Source organism: Amycolatopsis sp. NPDC004747, assembly GCF_053601335.1.
In genome coordinates this window covers 286,745-302,343 of record NZ_JBSGBQ010000007.1, presented here as the reverse complement: position 1 = coordinate 302,343, position 15,599 = coordinate 286,745, and the positions used below count along the sequence as shown (strand labels likewise).

Here is a 15,599-nt window from a genome sequence, read left to right as displayed (position 1 = left end):
CGGGGTGATGGGGAGGCAGGGTGCGCGGTTGTGGCCTGAAGGTGGCCATGGTCCTGGGCGCGGTCATCGTGCTGGTCGCGGGGATCGTCGTGGTGGTGGCGCTGACGCGCGGCTCGGTCAAGACGCCGGGGTGCACGGTGGCGCTGCCGGGGGGCGACGCGACCGCCTACACGTTCACCCCGGAGCAGATGAACAACGCCGCCACGATTTCGGCGGTCGGCACCAAGCTGGGGCTGCCCGCCCACGCGGCGACGGTCGCGCTGGCCACCGCGCTGCAGGAGTCGAAGCTGCGCAACCTCGAGGGTGGTGACCGCGACTCGGTCGGGCTGTTCCAGCAGCGGCCCAGCCAGGGCTGGGGCACGATCGCCCAGCTGCGCGACCCGGTGTACGCGGCGACGGAGTTCTACGAGAAGCTCGAGAAGCTGCCGAACTGGGAAACGCTGCCGATCACCGAGGCCGCCCAGGCGGTCCAGCGCTCCGGCGTCCCGGACGCGTACGCGCAGTGGGAGCCGCAGTCCCGCGCCATGGCGGCGGCGTTCAACGGGCAGTTCCCGGCCACGCTGACCTGCCGGAACCTGACCCTCGCGGCCCCCGCGGACGTCGCCGGCGCGGCGACGGCGGAGCTGGGCACGGCCGGCCTGAGCGGCGCCCACCCGGCGGCTCAGGGCTGGACGTACGCGACCTGGCTGGTCGGCCGGGCGGAGGCGCTGGGCGTGGACAAGGTCAGCTTCGCCGGCCGCACCTGGACGGCGGAGTCGGGCGCCTGGGCCGACGATTCCGCGGCGGGCCAGGACCTTTCGCTGCACCAGACCGCCGCGGCCCAGGTCAGCGAGTAGCCGCCCGGCTTGGGGTCAGCGGGTGGCGGCGGCCCAGCGGACCGCCGGGCCCATCGCCCAGCCCGCCGCCAGGAACAGCGCGCCCAGCGCGAGCCAGCCCGCGAAACCCCAGCCGATCACGACCGTGCCGAGCAGCGCCGGCCCGATCGCCCGCGCCACCGAGATCCCGCTGCCGAAGAACCCCTGGTACTCGCCCTGCCGGTCGGCCGGAGCCAGCGCGAAGCCGATCTCCCACGAGCCCGCCGACTGGAGCATCTCGCCGAGCACCTGCACCAGTGCCCCGGCGACGAGCACCGCGAACGCCACCGACGGCGACGCCCCCAGCGCCGATGCCGCGAACACGACGCACGACACCAGGAGCACCACGCCCGACCGGCGCACCATCCGCGCCGCCGAGCCGATCGAGGCCGGCCGGCCCGCGACGCGGACCTGCAGCAGCACCACCACGACCGTGTTGAGCACGAACAGCGCCGACACCGTCCAGCCCGGCGCCGCGGTGCGCTCGACGATCCACAGCGGGATCGCGACGCTCAGCAGCGGCATCCGCAGCAGCAGGACCGCGTTGAGCAGCGTCACCAGCGCGTAGGGCCGGTCGCGCAGCACCGCGGGCTTCGGGGCTCCCGGGCGCGCGGAGGCCGGAGGGACCGGTGGGAGCGCGTGCAGCAGCGCCGCCGTCACCGCGAAGGCCGCCGCGTCGAGGACGAAGACCGTCAGGTACGCCGACGCCGTGTCGGCCGACAGCGCGAGGCCGCCCAGCCCGGCCCCCACGGCGAGCCCGGCGTTGCCCGCCGACTGCAGGTGCGCCCGGACGCGCGTCCGCCGCTGCGGGTCGGCGAGGGCGGCCAGGAGCGCCTGGCGGACCGCGGCCAGCCCGGTCTGGCAGCTGCCGTAGAGGCACGCCGCCAGGACGAACGCGACCGGCGAGCGGACGACGAGGAACGCGAGGATCGCCGTGCCCGTCGCCAGCGCCAGCAGCACCGTCGAGCCGCGGGCGCCGTGGCGGTCGGCGAGGTGCCCGAGCGGCACGCCCGCGACCGAGCCCACGGCCCAGCCGAGCGTGAGCCCGAGCCCGACCTGCGCCGGGGTCAGCCCGGCGATCCGGGTGAAGAACAGCACCGAGCAGGTCAGGAACGCCCCGTCGCCGAGCGAGGCGACCAGCTGGGCGGTGGCGAGCAGGCGGCCGGTCCGCCGGGCCTGCGGACGCTCGAGAGGCTGGTCGAGAAGCGCTTTCATGGGAAGAACGCTAGGGCGAGATTTGGCCCGATCCCAGATCCAATTCCGGAGTATAAAATTGGGCCAATGTAGGCTCCCCGGATGGACTTCCACGTCAGCCTGGCCGGCCGTGGCGACCTCAGCGTCCGCATCTACCGCCAGCTGCGCGACGCCGTCCTGGACGGCAGGCTGCGCGCGGGGGAGCGGCTGCCGCCGACGCGGGAGCTGGCCCGGCGCCTGGCCGTTTCGCGCAACACCGTCGCGGTCGCCTACGACCGCCTCACCGCCGACGGTTTCCTCACCGGCCGCGTCGGCGCCGGCACCTACGTCAGCGCGGAACTCCCGGCGCCGAAGCCGCGCCGGGCGCCGTCGGAGCGGGGGCCGCGGCCGAAGGCGGTGTGGCGATCGCTCCCGTCCCCGGCCGCCGCGACGCCCGAGCCGGTGTTCGACTTCCGCGTCGGCATCCCCGACGCCACGCTGTTCCCGCTGGACACCTGGCGGCGCCTGCTCGCGCGGGAGCTCCGGGACGCCGCCGGGTTCGCGCACTACGCCGAGCCCGGCGGCCACCCCGGGCTGCGGGCGGCGATCGCCCGGCACGTCGGCGTCTCCCGCTCGGTCCGCGCCGGCGCCGACGACGTGCTCGTCACCCAAGGTGCCCAGCAGGCACTGGACCTCCTGTGCCGCGTGCTGCTCGAACCCGGCGACCGCGTCGCGGTCGAGGAGCCGGGCTACCGGATGGCGAAGCTGCTCTTCGCCTCGCACGGCGCCGAAGTCGTCGGCGTGCCGGTGGACGGCGAAGGGCTCGACGTCGCCGCGCTGCCGCCGGGCACGAAACTGGTGTACGTCACGCCTTCGCACCAGTTCCCGCTCGGCACCGCGATGTCCCTCGCCCGGCGCACGGCGTTGCTGGCGTGGGCGGGCCGCACCGGCGCGGTCGTCGTCGAGGACGACTACGACAGCGAATTCCGGTTCTCCGACCGGCCGCTGGAACCCCTGCAGAGCCTGGACCGCGACGGCCGGGTGGCCTACGTCGGCTCGTTCTCGAAGACGCTGCTCCCCATGCTGCGCCTGGGTTTCCTGATCGCCCCGGCCTCGTTGCGCGACGCCCTGCACCACGCCCGGCAGCTGTCGGGCTGGCACGGCGACCTGCCCGCGCAGGCCGCGCTGGCCGGGTTCGTCGACGACGGCCTGTTCGCCCGCCACCTGCGCCGCGCGACGAAGGTGTACGCGGACCGCCACGAGCGCATCACGACGGCGTTGGACCGGATCTTCGCCGGCCGCTTGCGCGTGGTCCCCTCGGCGGCGGGGCTGCACCTGTGCGCGCTGGCCGAAGACGAGACGGACCTGGAGCCGATCGCGGCCCGCGCGGCGGCGGCCGGGGCGGCGATCCAGACGCTGTCGGACCTCTGCGGCGGTTTCCCGCGCCAGGGCGTGGTCCTCGGCTACGGCTCGATCCCCTCGGCGAGCATCGGCGCCGGGCTCGCGGTGCTGGACGAGGCCTGGGGCCCGGCGTAGTGGTCCGTCCGCCGCCGTGCGGCGATCAGCACGCCGCCGGCGCTGGTCGCCGCCGCGGTCGCCAGGATCACCAGCCAGCCCCGGCGGAAGTCCGCCAGGTCCGGCGGCCCGGCGAAGACCGCGATCAGCACCGCGGTGCCCAGGACCGTGCCGATCTGCCGGGCCGTGTTGACCATCGACGAGCCCGCGCCCCAGCGGGACGGCGGCAGGACCGTGCCCACCACGCCCGACAGGCTCGGCAGGATCAGCCCGACGCCGAGGCCGGTCAGCAGCTGGCCCGGCAGCATCGCCGCGGTGTAGTCGGGCGCCGATCCCATGCGCAGCAACCAGATCAGCACGCCCGCCCCGAACGCGACGCCGCCGAGGGCGACCACCGGGCCCGGCCCGAAGCGGTGCACGAACCGGCCGCCGAGGACCGACACCGGCACCACCACCAGCGGGCCGGGTGCCAGTGACAGCCCGGCCACCAGGATCGAGTCGTGCCAGACCGAGGTCAGGAACAGCACGTTGCCGAACAGCATCGCCGCGAACCCGGCCGCGAACACGCCGGTCGTCAGGCAGGCCAGCCACAGCGTCGGAACGCGAAGAGCCGGCAGGTCCAGCACCGGCACCGGGTGACGGGCCGAGCGCAGCGGGACCCAGGCCAGCGCGACGGCGGCCACCGCGAACGCCGGCAGCACCGGCTGCGCGCCCCAGCCGCGATCGGGCGCTTCGACCAGCGCGTACGCCAACGCCCCGACACCCACCAGCAGCCCCGCCGCACCCAGGACGTCCGGGACGCCGGTGGTGGTGTCCCGCGACTCGCGCAGCACGCGCGGCCCGGCCAGCAGCGTCACCGCGCAGATCGGCAGGTTGACCAGGAACACCCAGCGCCAGGACGCCTCGACGAGCAGGCCGCCGAGCGGCGGCCCGAGCGCCGCGGCCGCCGCGCCGACCGACGCCCAGACCCCGACCGCGACCGGACGGCGGTGCGGCGGGAACGCCGTCAGCAGCAGCGCCAGCGACGTCGGCATGACCAGCGCCGCGCCGATCGCCTGGACCGCGCGGAAGGCGACCAGCACGCCGATCGACGGCGCGGCCGCGCAGGCGGCCGAGGCGAGCGTGAACACCGCGACGCCGAGCAGGAACAGCCGCTTGCGGCCGTACCGGTCGGCGAGCCGTCCCGCCGGGGCGAGGCAGGCCGCGAAGAGCACCGTGTAGCCGTTGAGCACCCAGGACAGGCTCGCCAGGTCGTCGCCGGGGAACGCGGCGCGGATGCCGGGGAAGGCGATCGTGACGATGAACGTGTCCAGGCTCGCCAGGAACGCCGCCGTCGAGGCGACGAGCAGCACGAGGCCGGGCTTCGGCGGGGTGTCGGTCATGGTCCTCCTAGGTTCGATAAAGCAACCTAGCTGGACAGAGTGGGTTTCGACAAGGGACTCAGGCGGCGGCGCGCTCCTCGGCCCTGGCCTTCAGCGCCGCGAGGGTGTGCTCGATCGACCGGACGTTGTACCCGGGCCGGTCGGCGCGGCCGGTGACCCGCGGCCCCATGAACTTCCGCACCACCCAGCTGCCGATGCGGTACCAGTTCTCGGTGACGACGCAGCCGCCGCCGGCCGGCGCCAGCACGTACTCCCAGCGCGAAACCCGCGAACCGAACGGCGTGCGCACGTCGAAGGCGAACCGGCGGCCCGGCTCGAACGCGACCACCCGCACCCGCGTCCACCACTGCAACTCGCCGTTGCGGTTGCGGCCGCGGAACCGTGCGCCGAGGTCGGGCCCGGTGCCGTCGAGCCAGCGGCCGCCGACGTTCTCCGGGCTCAGCTCGCCCATCCGCGGCAGGTCGGTGACCCACGACCACACCGTGCCCGGGTCGGCGGGGACGGTCACACTGCGCGAAATCGTCGGTTCCACCCCTCGACGGTGACAGCGGCCGCCGGGGCCCGGCAAGGCGCCGGGGCGCAGTCCGCAGCCGAGAAGAGCCCGCCGCGGAAACCCGGTCGCCGGATCGGGTTGCGAACCTCCGGTAATGGGTACTACGCGCGCGAAGGACGACTCCCCACGACACGGAGGGTGCGGTGGTCGGCGTGATCCCGATCGAAGTGGTGGGAATGGCCGTTCCGGTCCCCGGTGAGGCACCCCTGATGCTGCTGCGCGAGCCGGCGGGAGCGCGCCGCTGGCTGGCTATCATGATCGGGTACGGCGAGGCCGAGGCCCTCGTGCGGGCGCGGGAGCAGATCGCGCAGCCGCGCCCGGGCACGATCGAGCTGCTCGGCGACGTGCTCGCGGCGTTCGGCCAGGGCCTCGCCGCGGTCGAGCTCACCGAAGTGCGGGACGGCATCTTCTACGCCGACCTCGTGCTCGCCTCCGGCACCCGCGTCTCGGCCCGCCCGAGCGACGCCGTCGCGCTCGGCCTGCGCCAGGGCGCGCCCATCCGCGTCGCCGAAGAGGTGCTGGACGTCGCGTCCGTGCAGCTCGAGGTCGAGCAGGAGGCCGAAGGACCGGCCGCCGACGTGCTCGACGCCGAGGCGGAGGTCGAGCGGTTCCGCGCCGAGCTCGACAGCCTGCGGCCCGAGGACTTCGACGACCTGTAGCAGAGGGTTCTCCCGAAGGCGATGAATTCCGGCCGCGCCGCCGGTATACCTGCCGAAGCCGTCCGACGGGAGAATGATGCAGGACTTCGCGACGCGCACCGAACCGCACCGGCCTGAGCTGCTGGCGCACTGCTACCGCATGCTCGGCTCGGTCCACGAGGCCGAGGACCTGGTGCAGGAGACGCTGGTGCGCGCCTGGAAGGCGTGGGCGGGCTACGACCCGGCCCGCGCCTCGGTGCGCACCTGGCTCTACCGCATCGCCACCAACGCCTGCCTGACCGCGCTGGAAGGACGGGCCCGGCGGCCGCTGCCGTCCGGGCTCGGCGGGCCCAGCGACGATCCGGCCGCGCCGCTGACGCCGTCGTTCGAAATCCCCTGGCTGCAGCCGTTCCCCGACGCCCGCCTCGACGACCCCGGCCGGGCGCTGGCCCGCCGCGGCACGCTCCGGCTGGCGCTGCTGGCGGCGATGCAGACCCTGCCGCCGAAGCAGCGGGCGGTGCTGATCCTGCGGGACGTCCTGGAGTTCAGCGCGGCGGAGGTGGCCGGCTTCCTCGACACGACCCCGGCTGCGGTCAACAGCGCCCTGCAGCGCGCCCGCGCGGGCCTCGGCGGCCTGTCGGCCGACGAGGTGCCCGAGCCGGACGACACCGCGGTCGAAGCGGTGCTGGACCGCTACCTGCGGGCGTTCGAGCGCGCCGACGTCGCCGGCCTGGTCGAACTGCTCACCGACGACGTCGTGATGGAGATGCCGCCGGTGCCGCTGTGGTTCCGCGGGCGCGACGACTACGGCCGCTTCCTGGACCGGCTGTTCGGCATGCGCGGCCACCAGTGGCGCATGACGCGCACGGCCGCCAACGGGCGGCCGGCGCTCGCGGCCTACTGCCGCGACGACACCGGCGGGTTCCGGCTGCACACCCTGCAGGTGTTCACCGTGCGGGCCGGGCGGGTCGCGCACAACGTCGTGTTCGCCGACGCGGGTGTCCTGGCGCTGTTCGACCTCCCGGCGGCTCAGCCGGCGGCGCGGGCTTCCGACGGACGCCCGTAGCTGCTGCCGTCGTTGCTGCGCTGCAGCAGGCCGTCGTCGACGAGGTAGCGGCGCAGCGTCGCGTGGTCGTCGTGGACCATCGAGAGCTTCTCGCGGACGTCCTGCTCGGTGTAGAGCCGGCCGGGCTCGAAGCGCTCGGCGAGGTGGGCCAGCAGCAGCTGCCGGCGCTTGCCCGAGTGCGGGATCGACCCGAGCCGTCCGCGGCGGAAGAGTGCGTCGAGCGGATCCACCGGGGCCTTGCCGAGCGCGTCGCGGAACACCGGCGGCACGGCCCGGTAGCGGCCACCGGCCTCGGTGACGAGCCCCGCGTCGACCAGCCGCTTCACGAGCTTGGCCGGAGCGCCGGACGCCTCGAGCCCGTCCGGGGCGGTGCAGATGCGCGCGAAGAGCTGCAGCCGGTCCTCGTCCGCGAGAGCGGCGACCAGCGCTTCCGGTACGGCCATGGCCTGCGACCGTACCCGCGCTCGCCCCGGGGGTGAACCCGGTTTCCGGAAGCCGGTAGGTTGCCCGGCGTGCCCCGTCCGACCGCGCCGGTGACCGTGCCCGAGGCGGTGCTGCGCACCTCGATCGTCGAGCACCTGTTCGCCCGCGCCGGCGAAGACCGTCCGCTGTTCACCCACCAGGACCACACCCGCGGCGTCGAACACACGCTGACGTGGGCGGAGTTCGCCGCCCGGGTCCGCGTGGTGGCGGGCGAGCTGCGCCGGGTGGCGGCGCCGGGAGAGCGCGTCGCGATCCTCGCGGGCCAGGAACTCGCCTACCCGCTCGCGTTCTTCGGCGCGCTGGCCGCCGGGCTGGTCGCCGTCCCGCTGATGGTTCCCGCGAACCCCGCGCAGGCGGACCGGCTCGCCGGCGTCCTGGCCGACGCGGACGCGCGGGTGTGGCTGACGTCGTCGGCCGAGGCGGCGCGGCTGCCGGCGCACGAGCCCGTCGTGGTGGTCGACGAGCTCACCGGCCCGGGCGCCGACCCGGTGCCGGTGACCCCGGACAGCCCGGCCTACCTGCAGTACACCTCCGGCTCGACGCGCGAGCCGGCGGGCGCGGTGATCCCGCACCGCGCGATCGTCGCCGCCTGCTGGCAGGGCAGCCTCGCCTACGCCGTCGACGAGGGCACCACCTGTGCCGGCTGGATCCCGTTCTTCCACGACATGGGCCTGATCCAGCTGCTGTGCCTGCCCGTCTTCGCCGGCGGGCGGGCGGTGTTCATGGCCCCGGCCGAGTTCGTGCACCGGCCGATGCGGTGGCTGCGGCAGCTGGCGGCGTACCCGGCGGTGTTCACCGCCGCCCCGAACTTCGCCTACGACCTCGCCGCCGACGCCGACACCGGCGAAGACCTCGACCTGGGGGGAGTCCGGGTCGCGCTCAACGGCAGCGAACCCGTCCGGCCGCGCACGATCGAGCGCTTCCACGAGGTGTTCGGGCCGCGCGGCTTCCGGCCGGAAGCGCACCGGCCGTCGTACGGGCTCGCCGAAGCCACGGTCTACGTCGCCAGCGCGGGCGACGACGGCCCGCGCGGGGCGGTGTTCGACCGCGAAGCCCTGGCGCAGGGCCGGGCCGTCGAAACCGACGGCGGGCAGGAGCTCGTGTCGGTCGGCCGTCCGGTCGGGCAGCTCGTCCGGATCGTCCAGGACGGCCGGGAGCAGCCGGAAGGCCTGGTCGGCGAGATCTGGGTGCACGGGGAGAACGTCGCCGACGGCTACTGGGGCCGCGGCGACGCAGGCGCGTTCGGCGCCACGCTCGACGGGCTCGGCGGCTGGCTGCGCACCGGCGACCTGGGCGTCGTGCACCGCGGCGACCTGTACGTCACCGGCAGGCTCAAGGACCTCATCGTCATCGACGGCCGCAACTTCCACCCGCAGGACATCGAAGCGGCCGCCGGCGAGGCCCACCCGGCGATCCGCCGCGACCGGGTCGCCGCGTTCGGCGTCGCCGGCTCCGACGGCGAGGGCGCGGTGGTGGTGGCCGAGCGGGTGCGGGGCGCCGAAGCCGACGACCGGGAGGTGACCCGGGCGGTGCTGCGCGCGGTCTCCCGCGAACACGGCCTCACGCTGCGGGCGGTACGTCTGGTCCCTTCCGGTGGACTTCCGCGCACATCGAGCGGCAAGGTCGCCCGTTCGGCCGCCAAGGCACGTTATGGTGACTTCCGTGGGTGATCACCGCGCCGAGGTCACGAAGGTCGTCTGCGACACCTTCCGGCTCGACCCGGCTCTCGTCGAGCCCGACGCGCCCCTGGAGGAGCTGGGCATCGACTCGAAGGGCCGGATCAAGCTGCTGGCGGCGCTGGAGATCTATTACGGGGTGACGATCGACCTGGACCGGCTCGACCGGTTCACCGACGTGGGGTCCGTGGCCGACGTGCTGGCGGAAGCACTGGGAACTCGACGAACTTCAGGAGAGGCGCGGAAATGAGCGGCGGGGGGTACACCGCGACGACCGAAGCGTTGTCGACGGCGGCCAAGACCATCGGTGACCTGGCGGAAAACCTGCTGGACGACAACCCGGACCTGCAGACACCGCAGGTGACGGCGGAGAAGTTCGGCCGGGCGCACGGCACGCACGCGACCAAGTACACCGCCGGCGCGCAGGCGCTGTGGGCCGCGGTCTCCGGCTACAGCACCACCCTCGGCTCATTCGGCTCGAACCTCGGCACCGCGGGCTCGAAGTACGGCACCAACGAGGGCGACCAGGCCGGCGCGATCACGAACGCCGGAGGCTCGCTCTGATGGCCGAGAAGAAGAAGTGGTCCGACGTCAAGGCGGTCCTGGACGACCCGAGCGTCCCGCCGGAGCAGAAGAGCGCGCTGATCAGCAGCTGGCTGCGCGAAAACCCGCCACCGCCGCCGTTCCTGGCCGACCAGGAGCCCGACGAGATCAAGCAGAAGCGGCAGGAGGCCGAGAAGTACGCGAACGCGTACAACGCGAACCCGCTGTTCGCCGGCCAGTCGGTCGACGATGCCTACGACAAGGCGAAGAAGAGCGGCGACCAGAACAGCTACAACGAGGACCAGGAGAAGAAGGCCGTCGACGACGGCAAGAAGAAGCTCGACGAAACCAAGCCGCCCGCCGCCGACAGCAGCGGCGGCAGCGGCAGCGGGACCAAGACCTCCGACGAGATCTTCGACGCCGCCGCGCCCGCGCTCAAGCTGTTCGAGACCTTCGGGTCCCTGCTGGCGAAGATCCCGGCCGACTGCCGCGGCAACACCCGCGCGCTCGACCTCGACAAGGACATCCGCGCGCCGTTCGACGAGCAGCGCGGGATCAGCTTCGCGGACTTCGTCGCCGACGCCGGGCACTTCAAGCGCGGTTCGGAGACGGTCGACCGGACGCTGCAGGACACCGGCTCGCAGCTGAGCACCCTGTACCAGAGCTGGAGCGGCGCGGGTGCCGACGCCGCGTCGGACAACTACAACGACAAGATCCAGCCGAAGGCCGCCAAGCTGTCGCAGACGCTCGGCAACGCGAGCGAAGCGACGCTGAACACCGCCACCACGGTGTTCCAGCTGTGCAAGGGCAAGGCCGACGCCGTCATCGGGATGTACACCGACCTGGTCGGCAAGGCCGACTACACGATGGCGCAGAAGGTCGTCGCCGTCGCCAACGGCGAGCACGGCAACGAGAAGGACCTGGCCCAGATCGCGGGCTGGATGGACCTCAACTTCGGCACGAACCTGGTCAAGACGCTCAACGACCAGGGCTGCTGTGACGGCGACGAGATCAAGAAGCACGGCCAGGACCTGGCCAAGCAGTGGGTGCAGAACCAGTTCAACCCCGACATGTGGGACCGGCTGTACCAGGGGTTCGCGAAGACCTGCAAGGACACGAAGGACCTCGTCGACCAGGCGTACGACGCGCTCGACAAGGTGATGGGCGGGATCCGCAACGAGTTCGAGGGCGCTTCGACGGCCGGGGCCGGCGGCCCGGGCGGGCCCGGCGCCACGACCGGTGGCACGGGCGGTGGCCCCGGTGGCGGCGGCCCGGGGACGACCGGCGGGGCCGGCGGCGGGCCGGGTGGTTCCGGTGCCGGAGCCGGCTCGGGCGGGTCCGGCGGTGGCTCGGGTGCCGGGGCAGGCTCGGGCGGGTCCGGTGGCGGTTCGGGCTCGGGCTCGGGCGCCGGCGGCGGTGGCGGCTCGGTGCCGCCGATCCCGGAGACCGGTTCGGGGTCCGGTGCGCCGGGCGGCGGCTCGGGGACCGGTGGCGGTTCCGGGATCGATCTGCCCAGCGGCGCGGGGTCCGGTGACGGTTCGGGTTCGGGCGGCGGCTCGGGTGCCGGCGGTGGCGGCTCGGTGCCGCCGATCCCGGACGGGTCCGGGGGCTCCGGCGGTGGCTCCGTGGGCGGGGGTTCCGGTGGCGGCTCCGGCTCGCCGGGCGGCCAGGACGACGGCGCGGCCGCGGCGGAAGAAGCCAAGCAGCGGGCGGCCCAGGAGGCCGAGGCGGCGAAGCAGAAGGCCGCCGAAGCGCTGAAGGAGTTCAGCGGTCCGGGCATCCAGACCGACTCCGGTGACGGCGCGGGCGGCCTGGGCGGGGGTTCCGGCTCGGGCGCCGGCGGTGGCTCGGGTCCGGGATCCGACAGCACGGCACCCTCTTCGGTGCCGCCGCCGTCCGACAGCGGCCAGGACGCCGCCGCCGCGGCGGCCGAGGCGGCCAAGAAGAAGGCCGCCGACGCCTTGAAGGAGTTCAGCGGTCCGGGCATCCAGACCGATTCCGGTGACGGCGCGGGCGGCCTGGGCGGGGGTTCCGGCTCGGGGTCGGGCTCGGGTCCGGGTTCCGGGGAAGACGGCAAGGCCGAGGCCGAACAGGCCGCCGAGGAAGCGAAGAAGGAGGCCGCGGACGCGCTGAAGGAGTTCGGCGGCCCGGGCATCGAGACCGATCCCGGCGGCAAGCCCGACGGCCTGCTCGGCGAGGACGGCAAGCCCGTCGACGACGACCGGGACACCCTGAAGGTCAAGCAGGGCGACAAGACCTTCGAGATGACCGAGCCGGACCACGACGGCAAGATGGACATCAAGGTCGGCGACGGACCGGGCGACCCGAAGGACTTCAAGCTCGACTGGTCCGACGGCAAGCCCACCGACGGTCCACAAGGGACGGACACGGACACCTACCGCCCCGGCCCGGACGGCAAGATCCACATCCGCGACGGCGACCTCGAGATCACCGCGGAGCGCCCCGACGGCCCGGACGGCCCGACGACGGTGACCGTCGACGACGGCAAGGGCACCCCGACGACCTACACCCTGGGCGAGGAGGACAAGCCGGACCGGGCGCTCGGCGACACGCCCGAGAAACGGCTCGACGACCTGCCCACCCACCGGGGAACCCTCGAGGACCTCGCGTCGCCCGGCGGGGACGGCTCGCGCCACGCCGGTGACTTCGGCGACCCGACCTCGCCGGACGGCTCCCACCACGGCGGCGGCTCCGACCACGGCGGCTCGGATCACGGCGGCGGCTCCGACCACGGCGGCTCGGACCACAGCGGCGGCTCGCACGGCGCCCCGGGCTCGCCCGAGGGCGGCGGTTCGCACGGCGGCGGTGGCGGTGGCGCCCACCCCGCCGGCATCGGCGGCGGCTCGCACGGCGGACCCGGCTTCTCCGGCGCGGGCTTCGACCCGGCCGCCGCCGGGCTCGGCGACACGCCCGTCTCCGGCGGTGCCCACACCGGCGCCGGCGTCGGCCCCGCTCAGCCGCAGCCTGCGTTCGCGTCGGCGGCCGGGGCGCCCGGGGCCACCGGCACGGCAGGCTCGTCGATGGGGGGCATGCCCGGCATGGGCGCCATGGGCGGCGCCCACGGCGGTGGTGGCGGCGACACCGAACGCCGTTCCCCCGCCTACCGCATCGAAGGCGCCGTCTTCGACAACCTCGGTGAGCCCGGGCGGCGGATCATCGGCTCCCTCGACGACGAAGAGCCGCCGTCCGCCCGGAAGTGGTAGGAGGACGCATGACCGACATCGCCGGGATGAAGGCCGAGCTCGACGGCCTCGTGCGCGAACAGGCCGATCGCCGTGCCCTGCGGGAGCAGCAGGGCGAGGAGATCAAGGCCCGGTCGCAGGAGTACATGACCAAGCAGGTCCAGGCGGCCGAGCGGTACGTCCAGCACGTCCGCGAGATGGCCCAGCGCAAGACCAAGTCCGGCTGGAGCACCGACCGGTCGCACGCGGAACCGGCCTCCGCCTTCGACGCGGAGGCGTATCCCGGCCCGGGCGGGTTCGAACCGGCGCCGGGGCCGGCAGGGGGAGCTACGCTGTCGCGGCCCGGGCGGGACGAGCCGCGCGCCGCCCGGCGTCCCCGCGCCGCCGTCGAGGACGACGAGGACTTCAACAACCCGTGGTGAACCACAGGTCGACGGCGAGCTCGGGCAGCCGCACGGTGAACGTTTCCGCCGGGGCCAGCCGCCGCCGCAGCTCGGCTGCGAATTCGGCGCGCCGCGCGCCGAACAGGTGCGGTGCCGAGCTCGACAGCGAAAACACCCCGGCGACGACCTCGTCGACGGTGCGGGTCACGACCCGCCCCGGCACCTCGAACCGCCGGGGGCCCCGGAAGCCCGCCGCGCGGTAGATCTCCGCCTCGCCGCCGGCGGTGCCGTCCGGCAGCGAACCGCGTCCCGCGCGCCGCACCGGGCCGAGGTACGCGCGGACCAGCTCCGGGATCGCGGGGTGGACGATCTCGTGCGTCGACGCGTGCACGTGGGCGCAGACCCCGTTCGGCGTCAGCATGCCGCGCACCGCGGCGGCGACGCGGGGCCGGTCGAACCAGTGGAACGACTGGGCGAAGGTGACCAGCCGGAACCGGCCCAGCCCGGCGGGCAGTTCCTCGGCGCGCCGGTGCACCCACCGGCAGTTCCCGATCCCCGCCTCGGCCGCGTACCGGCTCGCCTCGGCGAGCATGTCGGCGTCGGCGTCCAGCCCGACTGCCTCCGCGAACGAGCCGGCCAGCGGCAGCGTCAACGATCCGGGGCCGCAGCCGACGTCGAGCAGCCGTCCCGATCCGTCCAGCCCGAGTTCGGCGGCGAAGGCCGTGGCGAGCTCGGCGGGATACGCCACGCGGCCCTGCGCGTAGTAGCGCGCGCTGCCCGAATAGAGGGACGGGTCCCATTCCCACGCGTCGGTCACGTCCCGAGCGTAGGGACTCGGAGACGTGGCCGGCCGGCGGCGCGCTCGCAAAGGGCTCGCCGGGAGTTGAACGGGCACCACCCGGACGGGTTCGGTGAAGGGTGTGAAACCCGGCGCGGCGGGGTACCCGGTCGCGTTCGTTTCGCCGCCGAATGAGCCGGAGGTCTTCCGATGCCCGTGCGCACCGCCACCCCACCCGTCACCCCGCCCGTCAGCGATGTCGTCGGTCTGGCGCTGGACGTCCTTGCCGCGCAAGGACTCAGCCGGCCGGCCGCGCAGGCCGCCCTGGTCGCCATGGCCAAGGAAAGAGGCGTGACCGTGGCCCGGTGCGCCGCGCTCGTGGTGGCCGCCGTCGACGGGCGGGTGGGCTGATGGCCTTCGCCGCCGGGTCCGGCCGTGACGACACCGCCTCGGTCGGCGGGGGTGTCCTGCTTGCCGTCGGGCTCGTCGTCGCCTTCTTCGGCTGGGGGTCGTGGTGGGCCGTGACCGGTCTCGCCGTCGCCGCCCTCGGTGGGCTGTGGCTCACTGTCGCTCGCCGCGAGGAGTAACCCGTCCGGGACGGGGAATGCCGCTTCCCACCGAGCACCGAGCCAGGAGGGAGCCGTCCATGGCGGCGCACGAAGAGGACGTCATCGAACTGCTGCAGCGCCAGCACCGCGAAATCCGCGAGCTGTTCGCCGCGCTGGAAACCGCGGACGGCGACCGGCGGCGGGACCTGTTCCACGACCTCGTGCGGCTGCTGGCCGTGCACGAGACGGCGGAGGAACTGGTCGTGCACCCGGAGATCCGCGACCTGGAGGCGGCGGCGGGGCCGATCGTCGACGCCCGGCTGGGCGAGGAGCACCGGGCCAAGGAACTGCTGACCACGCTGCAGAAGATGGGCCCGGAGGCCGACGGCTTCGACACCCTGCTCGTCCAGCTGCGCGAAGACGTTCTCGCGCACGCCGAGCACGAAGAGCGCGAGGAGTTCCCGCTGCTGCGGGCGCACCGCCCGCCGGAGCGGCTGCGGGCGATGGCCGCCACCGCCAAGGTGGCCGAAGCGGCCGCGCCGACCCGGCCGCACCCCGGCGTCGAGAGCGCGAAGGCGAACCTGCTGCTGGGGCCGCCCGCGGCGATCGTGGACCGGGCGCGCGACCTCATCCGCGGCGCGCTGGGAGGCCGAGCGTGACCGAGCCCGCGGACGACGTCACCGATCCGGAGGAATTCGCCGAGGAGGCGGGCCTCGACCCGACCCCGCAGGAGGTCGCCGAGTACGAGGAGCTCGCGAAGAAGAACCCGCCCTGGTCGGCACCGGACTGAGGGAGTACACCCGG

At 74.4% G+C, this 15,599-nt stretch carries 18 protein-coding genes; 13 read left to right on the top strand and 5 right to left on the bottom strand.

Annotated features, from left to right (window positions below):
• Positions 1–20: 20 nt before the first annotated feature.
• On the top strand, positions 21–836 hold the full coding sequence (locus ACWEGE_RS14375; RefSeq protein ID WP_449660890.1) for a hypothetical protein: 816 nt from the start codon (positions 21–23) through the stop codon (positions 834–836).
• A gap of 15 nt (positions 837–851) precedes the next feature.
• Here ACWEGE_RS14375 and ACWEGE_RS14370 read toward each other — a convergent pair whose 3' ends face one another.
• Positions 852–2,069: an MFS transporter gene (locus ACWEGE_RS14370; RefSeq protein ID WP_449660889.1), complete on the bottom strand. Its 1,218-nt coding sequence runs from the start codon at positions 2,067–2,069 to the stop codon at positions 852–854.
• 81 nt (positions 2,070–2,150) lie between these two features.
• Between ACWEGE_RS14370 and pdxR the strand changes: the two genes are divergently transcribed.
• Positions 2,151–3,563, top strand: coding sequence for a MocR-like pyridoxine biosynthesis transcription factor PdxR (gene pdxR / locus ACWEGE_RS14365; protein ID WP_449660888.1), 1,413 nt, complete (start codon positions 2,151–2,153; stop codon positions 3,561–3,563).
• On the opposite strand, the gene ACWEGE_RS14360 is transcribed toward pdxR, so the two are convergent.
• Positions 3,491–4,924 (bottom strand): MFS transporter, encoded by a 1,434-nt coding sequence (locus ACWEGE_RS14360; protein WP_449660887.1) that lies wholly within the window; start codon positions 4,922–4,924, stop codon positions 3,491–3,493. The genes pdxR and ACWEGE_RS14360 overlap by 73 nt on opposite strands.
• Positions 4,925–4,982: 58 nt before the next feature.
• Complete coding sequence (locus ACWEGE_RS14355; RefSeq protein WP_449660886.1) at positions 4,983–5,456, bottom strand: SRPBCC family protein; 474 nt, start codon at positions 5,454–5,456, stop codon at positions 4,983–4,985.
• 164 nt (positions 5,457–5,620) lie between these two features.
• On the opposite strand from ACWEGE_RS14355, the gene ACWEGE_RS14350 reads away from it, so the two are divergent.
• Both ACWEGE_RS14350 and ACWEGE_RS14345 read left to right on the top strand, forming a co-directional pair.
• Positions 5,621–6,136 (top strand): bifunctional nuclease family protein, encoded by a 516-nt coding sequence (locus ACWEGE_RS14350; RefSeq protein ID WP_449660885.1) that lies wholly within the window; start codon positions 5,621–5,623, stop codon positions 6,134–6,136.
• Positions 6,137–6,212: 76 nt separating this feature from the next.
• Complete coding sequence (locus ACWEGE_RS14345) at positions 6,213–7,181, top strand: sigma-70 family RNA polymerase sigma factor (protein WP_449660884.1); 969 nt, start codon at positions 6,213–6,215, stop codon at positions 7,179–7,181.
• On the opposite strand, the gene ACWEGE_RS14340 is transcribed toward ACWEGE_RS14345, so the two are convergent.
• Entirely contained in the window at positions 7,145–7,624 is a 480-nt protein-coding gene (locus tag ACWEGE_RS14340) for a DUF2087 domain-containing protein (RefSeq protein WP_449660883.1), read from the bottom strand. The two genes, ACWEGE_RS14345 and ACWEGE_RS14340, sit on opposite strands and share 37 nt — an antisense overlap.
• 69 nt (positions 7,625–7,693) lie before the next feature.
• Between ACWEGE_RS14340 and ACWEGE_RS14335 the strand changes: the two genes are divergently transcribed.
• The 5 genes from ACWEGE_RS14335 to ACWEGE_RS14315 are packed head-to-tail and all read left to right on the top strand — an operon-like array spanning position 7,694 to position 13,508.
• Positions 7,694–9,334 (top strand): fatty acyl-AMP ligase, encoded by a 1,641-nt coding sequence (locus tag ACWEGE_RS14335; RefSeq protein ID WP_449660882.1) that lies wholly within the window; start codon positions 7,694–7,696, stop codon positions 9,332–9,334.
• A complete protein-coding gene (locus ACWEGE_RS14330) occupies positions 9,315–9,590 on the top strand; it encodes an acyl carrier protein (RefSeq protein ID WP_449660881.1) in 276 nt (91 codons plus the stop codon). The genes ACWEGE_RS14335 and ACWEGE_RS14330 overlap by 20 nt, the downstream gene beginning before the upstream one ends.
• Positions 9,587–9,904 carry a hypothetical protein gene (locus ACWEGE_RS14325; RefSeq protein WP_449660880.1) on the top strand — a complete coding sequence of 106 codons (318 nt, stop codon included), beginning with the start codon at positions 9,587–9,589 and terminating at the stop codon, positions 9,902–9,904. Before ACWEGE_RS14330 ends, ACWEGE_RS14325 begins: the two co-directional genes overlap by 4 nt.
• Positions 9,904–13,107: a WXG100 family type VII secretion target gene (locus ACWEGE_RS14320; RefSeq protein WP_449660879.1), complete on the top strand. Its 3,204-nt coding sequence runs from the start codon at positions 9,904–9,906 to the stop codon at positions 13,105–13,107. The genes ACWEGE_RS14325 and ACWEGE_RS14320 overlap by 1 nt, the downstream gene beginning before the upstream one ends.
• Before the next feature lie 8 nt (positions 13,108–13,115).
• On the top strand, positions 13,116–13,508 hold the full coding sequence (locus ACWEGE_RS14315; RefSeq protein ID WP_449660878.1) for a hypothetical protein: 393 nt from the start codon (positions 13,116–13,118) through the stop codon (positions 13,506–13,508).
• Here ACWEGE_RS14315 and ACWEGE_RS14310 read toward each other — a convergent pair.
• Positions 13,492–14,286, bottom strand: a complete 795-nt coding sequence (locus ACWEGE_RS14310) for a class I SAM-dependent methyltransferase (RefSeq protein ID WP_449660877.1) — start codon at positions 14,284–14,286, stop codon at positions 13,492–13,494. The two genes, ACWEGE_RS14315 and ACWEGE_RS14310, sit on opposite strands and share 17 nt — an antisense overlap.
• Before the next feature lie 171 nt (positions 14,287–14,457).
• On the opposite strand from ACWEGE_RS14310, the gene ACWEGE_RS14305 reads away from it, so the two are divergent.
• Genes ACWEGE_RS14305 through ACWEGE_RS14290 form a run of 4 tightly spaced genes read left to right on the top strand, consistent with a single transcriptional unit; the run spans position 14,458 to position 15,585 of the window.
• A complete protein-coding gene (locus ACWEGE_RS14305) occupies positions 14,458–14,658 on the top strand; it encodes a hypothetical protein (protein ID WP_449660876.1) in 201 nt (66 codons plus the stop codon).
• Positions 14,658–14,834: a hypothetical protein gene (locus ACWEGE_RS14300; protein ID WP_449660875.1), complete on the top strand. Its 177-nt coding sequence runs from the start codon at positions 14,658–14,660 to the stop codon at positions 14,832–14,834. The genes ACWEGE_RS14305 and ACWEGE_RS14300 overlap by 1 nt, the downstream gene beginning before the upstream one ends.
• A gap of 59 nt (positions 14,835–14,893) precedes the next feature.
• Positions 14,894–15,454, top strand: a complete 561-nt coding sequence (locus ACWEGE_RS14295) for a hemerythrin domain-containing protein (RefSeq protein WP_449660874.1) — start codon at positions 14,894–14,896, stop codon at positions 15,452–15,454.
• Entirely contained in the window at positions 15,451–15,585 is a 135-nt protein-coding gene (locus tag ACWEGE_RS14290; RefSeq protein WP_449660873.1) for a hypothetical protein, read from the top strand. The genes ACWEGE_RS14295 and ACWEGE_RS14290 overlap by 4 nt, the downstream gene beginning before the upstream one ends.
• Positions 15,586–15,599: the final 14 nt, after the last annotated feature.

What these genes read in the sequence shown, in the direction of transcription:
- ACWEGE_RS14360 (WP_449660887.1), bottom strand. Translation starts at nt 4,924, where the DNA reads ATGACCGACACCCCGCCGAAGCCCGGCCTCGTGCTGCTCGTCGCCTCG.
- ACWEGE_RS14345 (WP_449660884.1), top strand. Translation starts at nt 6,213, where the DNA reads ATGCAGGACTTCGCGACGCGCACCGAACCGCACCGGCCTGAGCTGCTG.
- ACWEGE_RS14300 (WP_449660875.1), top strand. Translation starts at nt 14,658, where the DNA reads ATGGCCTTCGCCGCCGGGTCCGGCCGTGACGACACCGCCTCGGTCGGC.
- ACWEGE_RS14315 (WP_449660878.1), top strand. Translation starts at nt 13,116, where the DNA reads ATGACCGACATCGCCGGGATGAAGGCCGAGCTCGACGGCCTCGTGCGC.
- ACWEGE_RS14340 (WP_449660883.1), bottom strand. Translation starts at nt 7,624, where the DNA reads ATGGCCGTACCGGAAGCGCTGGTCGCCGCTCTCGCGGACGAGGACCGG.
- pdxR (WP_449660888.1), top strand. Translation starts at nt 2,151, where the DNA reads ATGGACTTCCACGTCAGCCTGGCCGGCCGTGGCGACCTCAGCGTCCGC.
- ACWEGE_RS14320 (WP_449660879.1), top strand. Translation starts at nt 9,904, where the DNA reads ATGGCCGAGAAGAAGAAGTGGTCCGACGTCAAGGCGGTCCTGGACGAC.
- ACWEGE_RS14370 (WP_449660889.1), bottom strand. Translation starts at nt 2,069, where the DNA reads ATGAAAGCGCTTCTCGACCAGCCTCTCGAGCGTCCGCAGGCCCGGCGG.
- ACWEGE_RS14330 (WP_449660881.1), top strand. Translation starts at nt 9,315, where the DNA reads ATGGTGACTTCCGTGGGTGATCACCGCGCCGAGGTCACGAAGGTCGTC.
- ACWEGE_RS14295 (WP_449660874.1), top strand. Translation starts at nt 14,894, where the DNA reads ATGGCGGCGCACGAAGAGGACGTCATCGAACTGCTGCAGCGCCAGCAC.
- ACWEGE_RS14325 (WP_449660880.1), top strand. Translation starts at nt 9,587, where the DNA reads ATGAGCGGCGGGGGGTACACCGCGACGACCGAAGCGTTGTCGACGGCG.
- ACWEGE_RS14305 (WP_449660876.1), top strand. Translation starts at nt 14,458, where the DNA reads ATGCCCGTGCGCACCGCCACCCCACCCGTCACCCCGCCCGTCAGCGAT.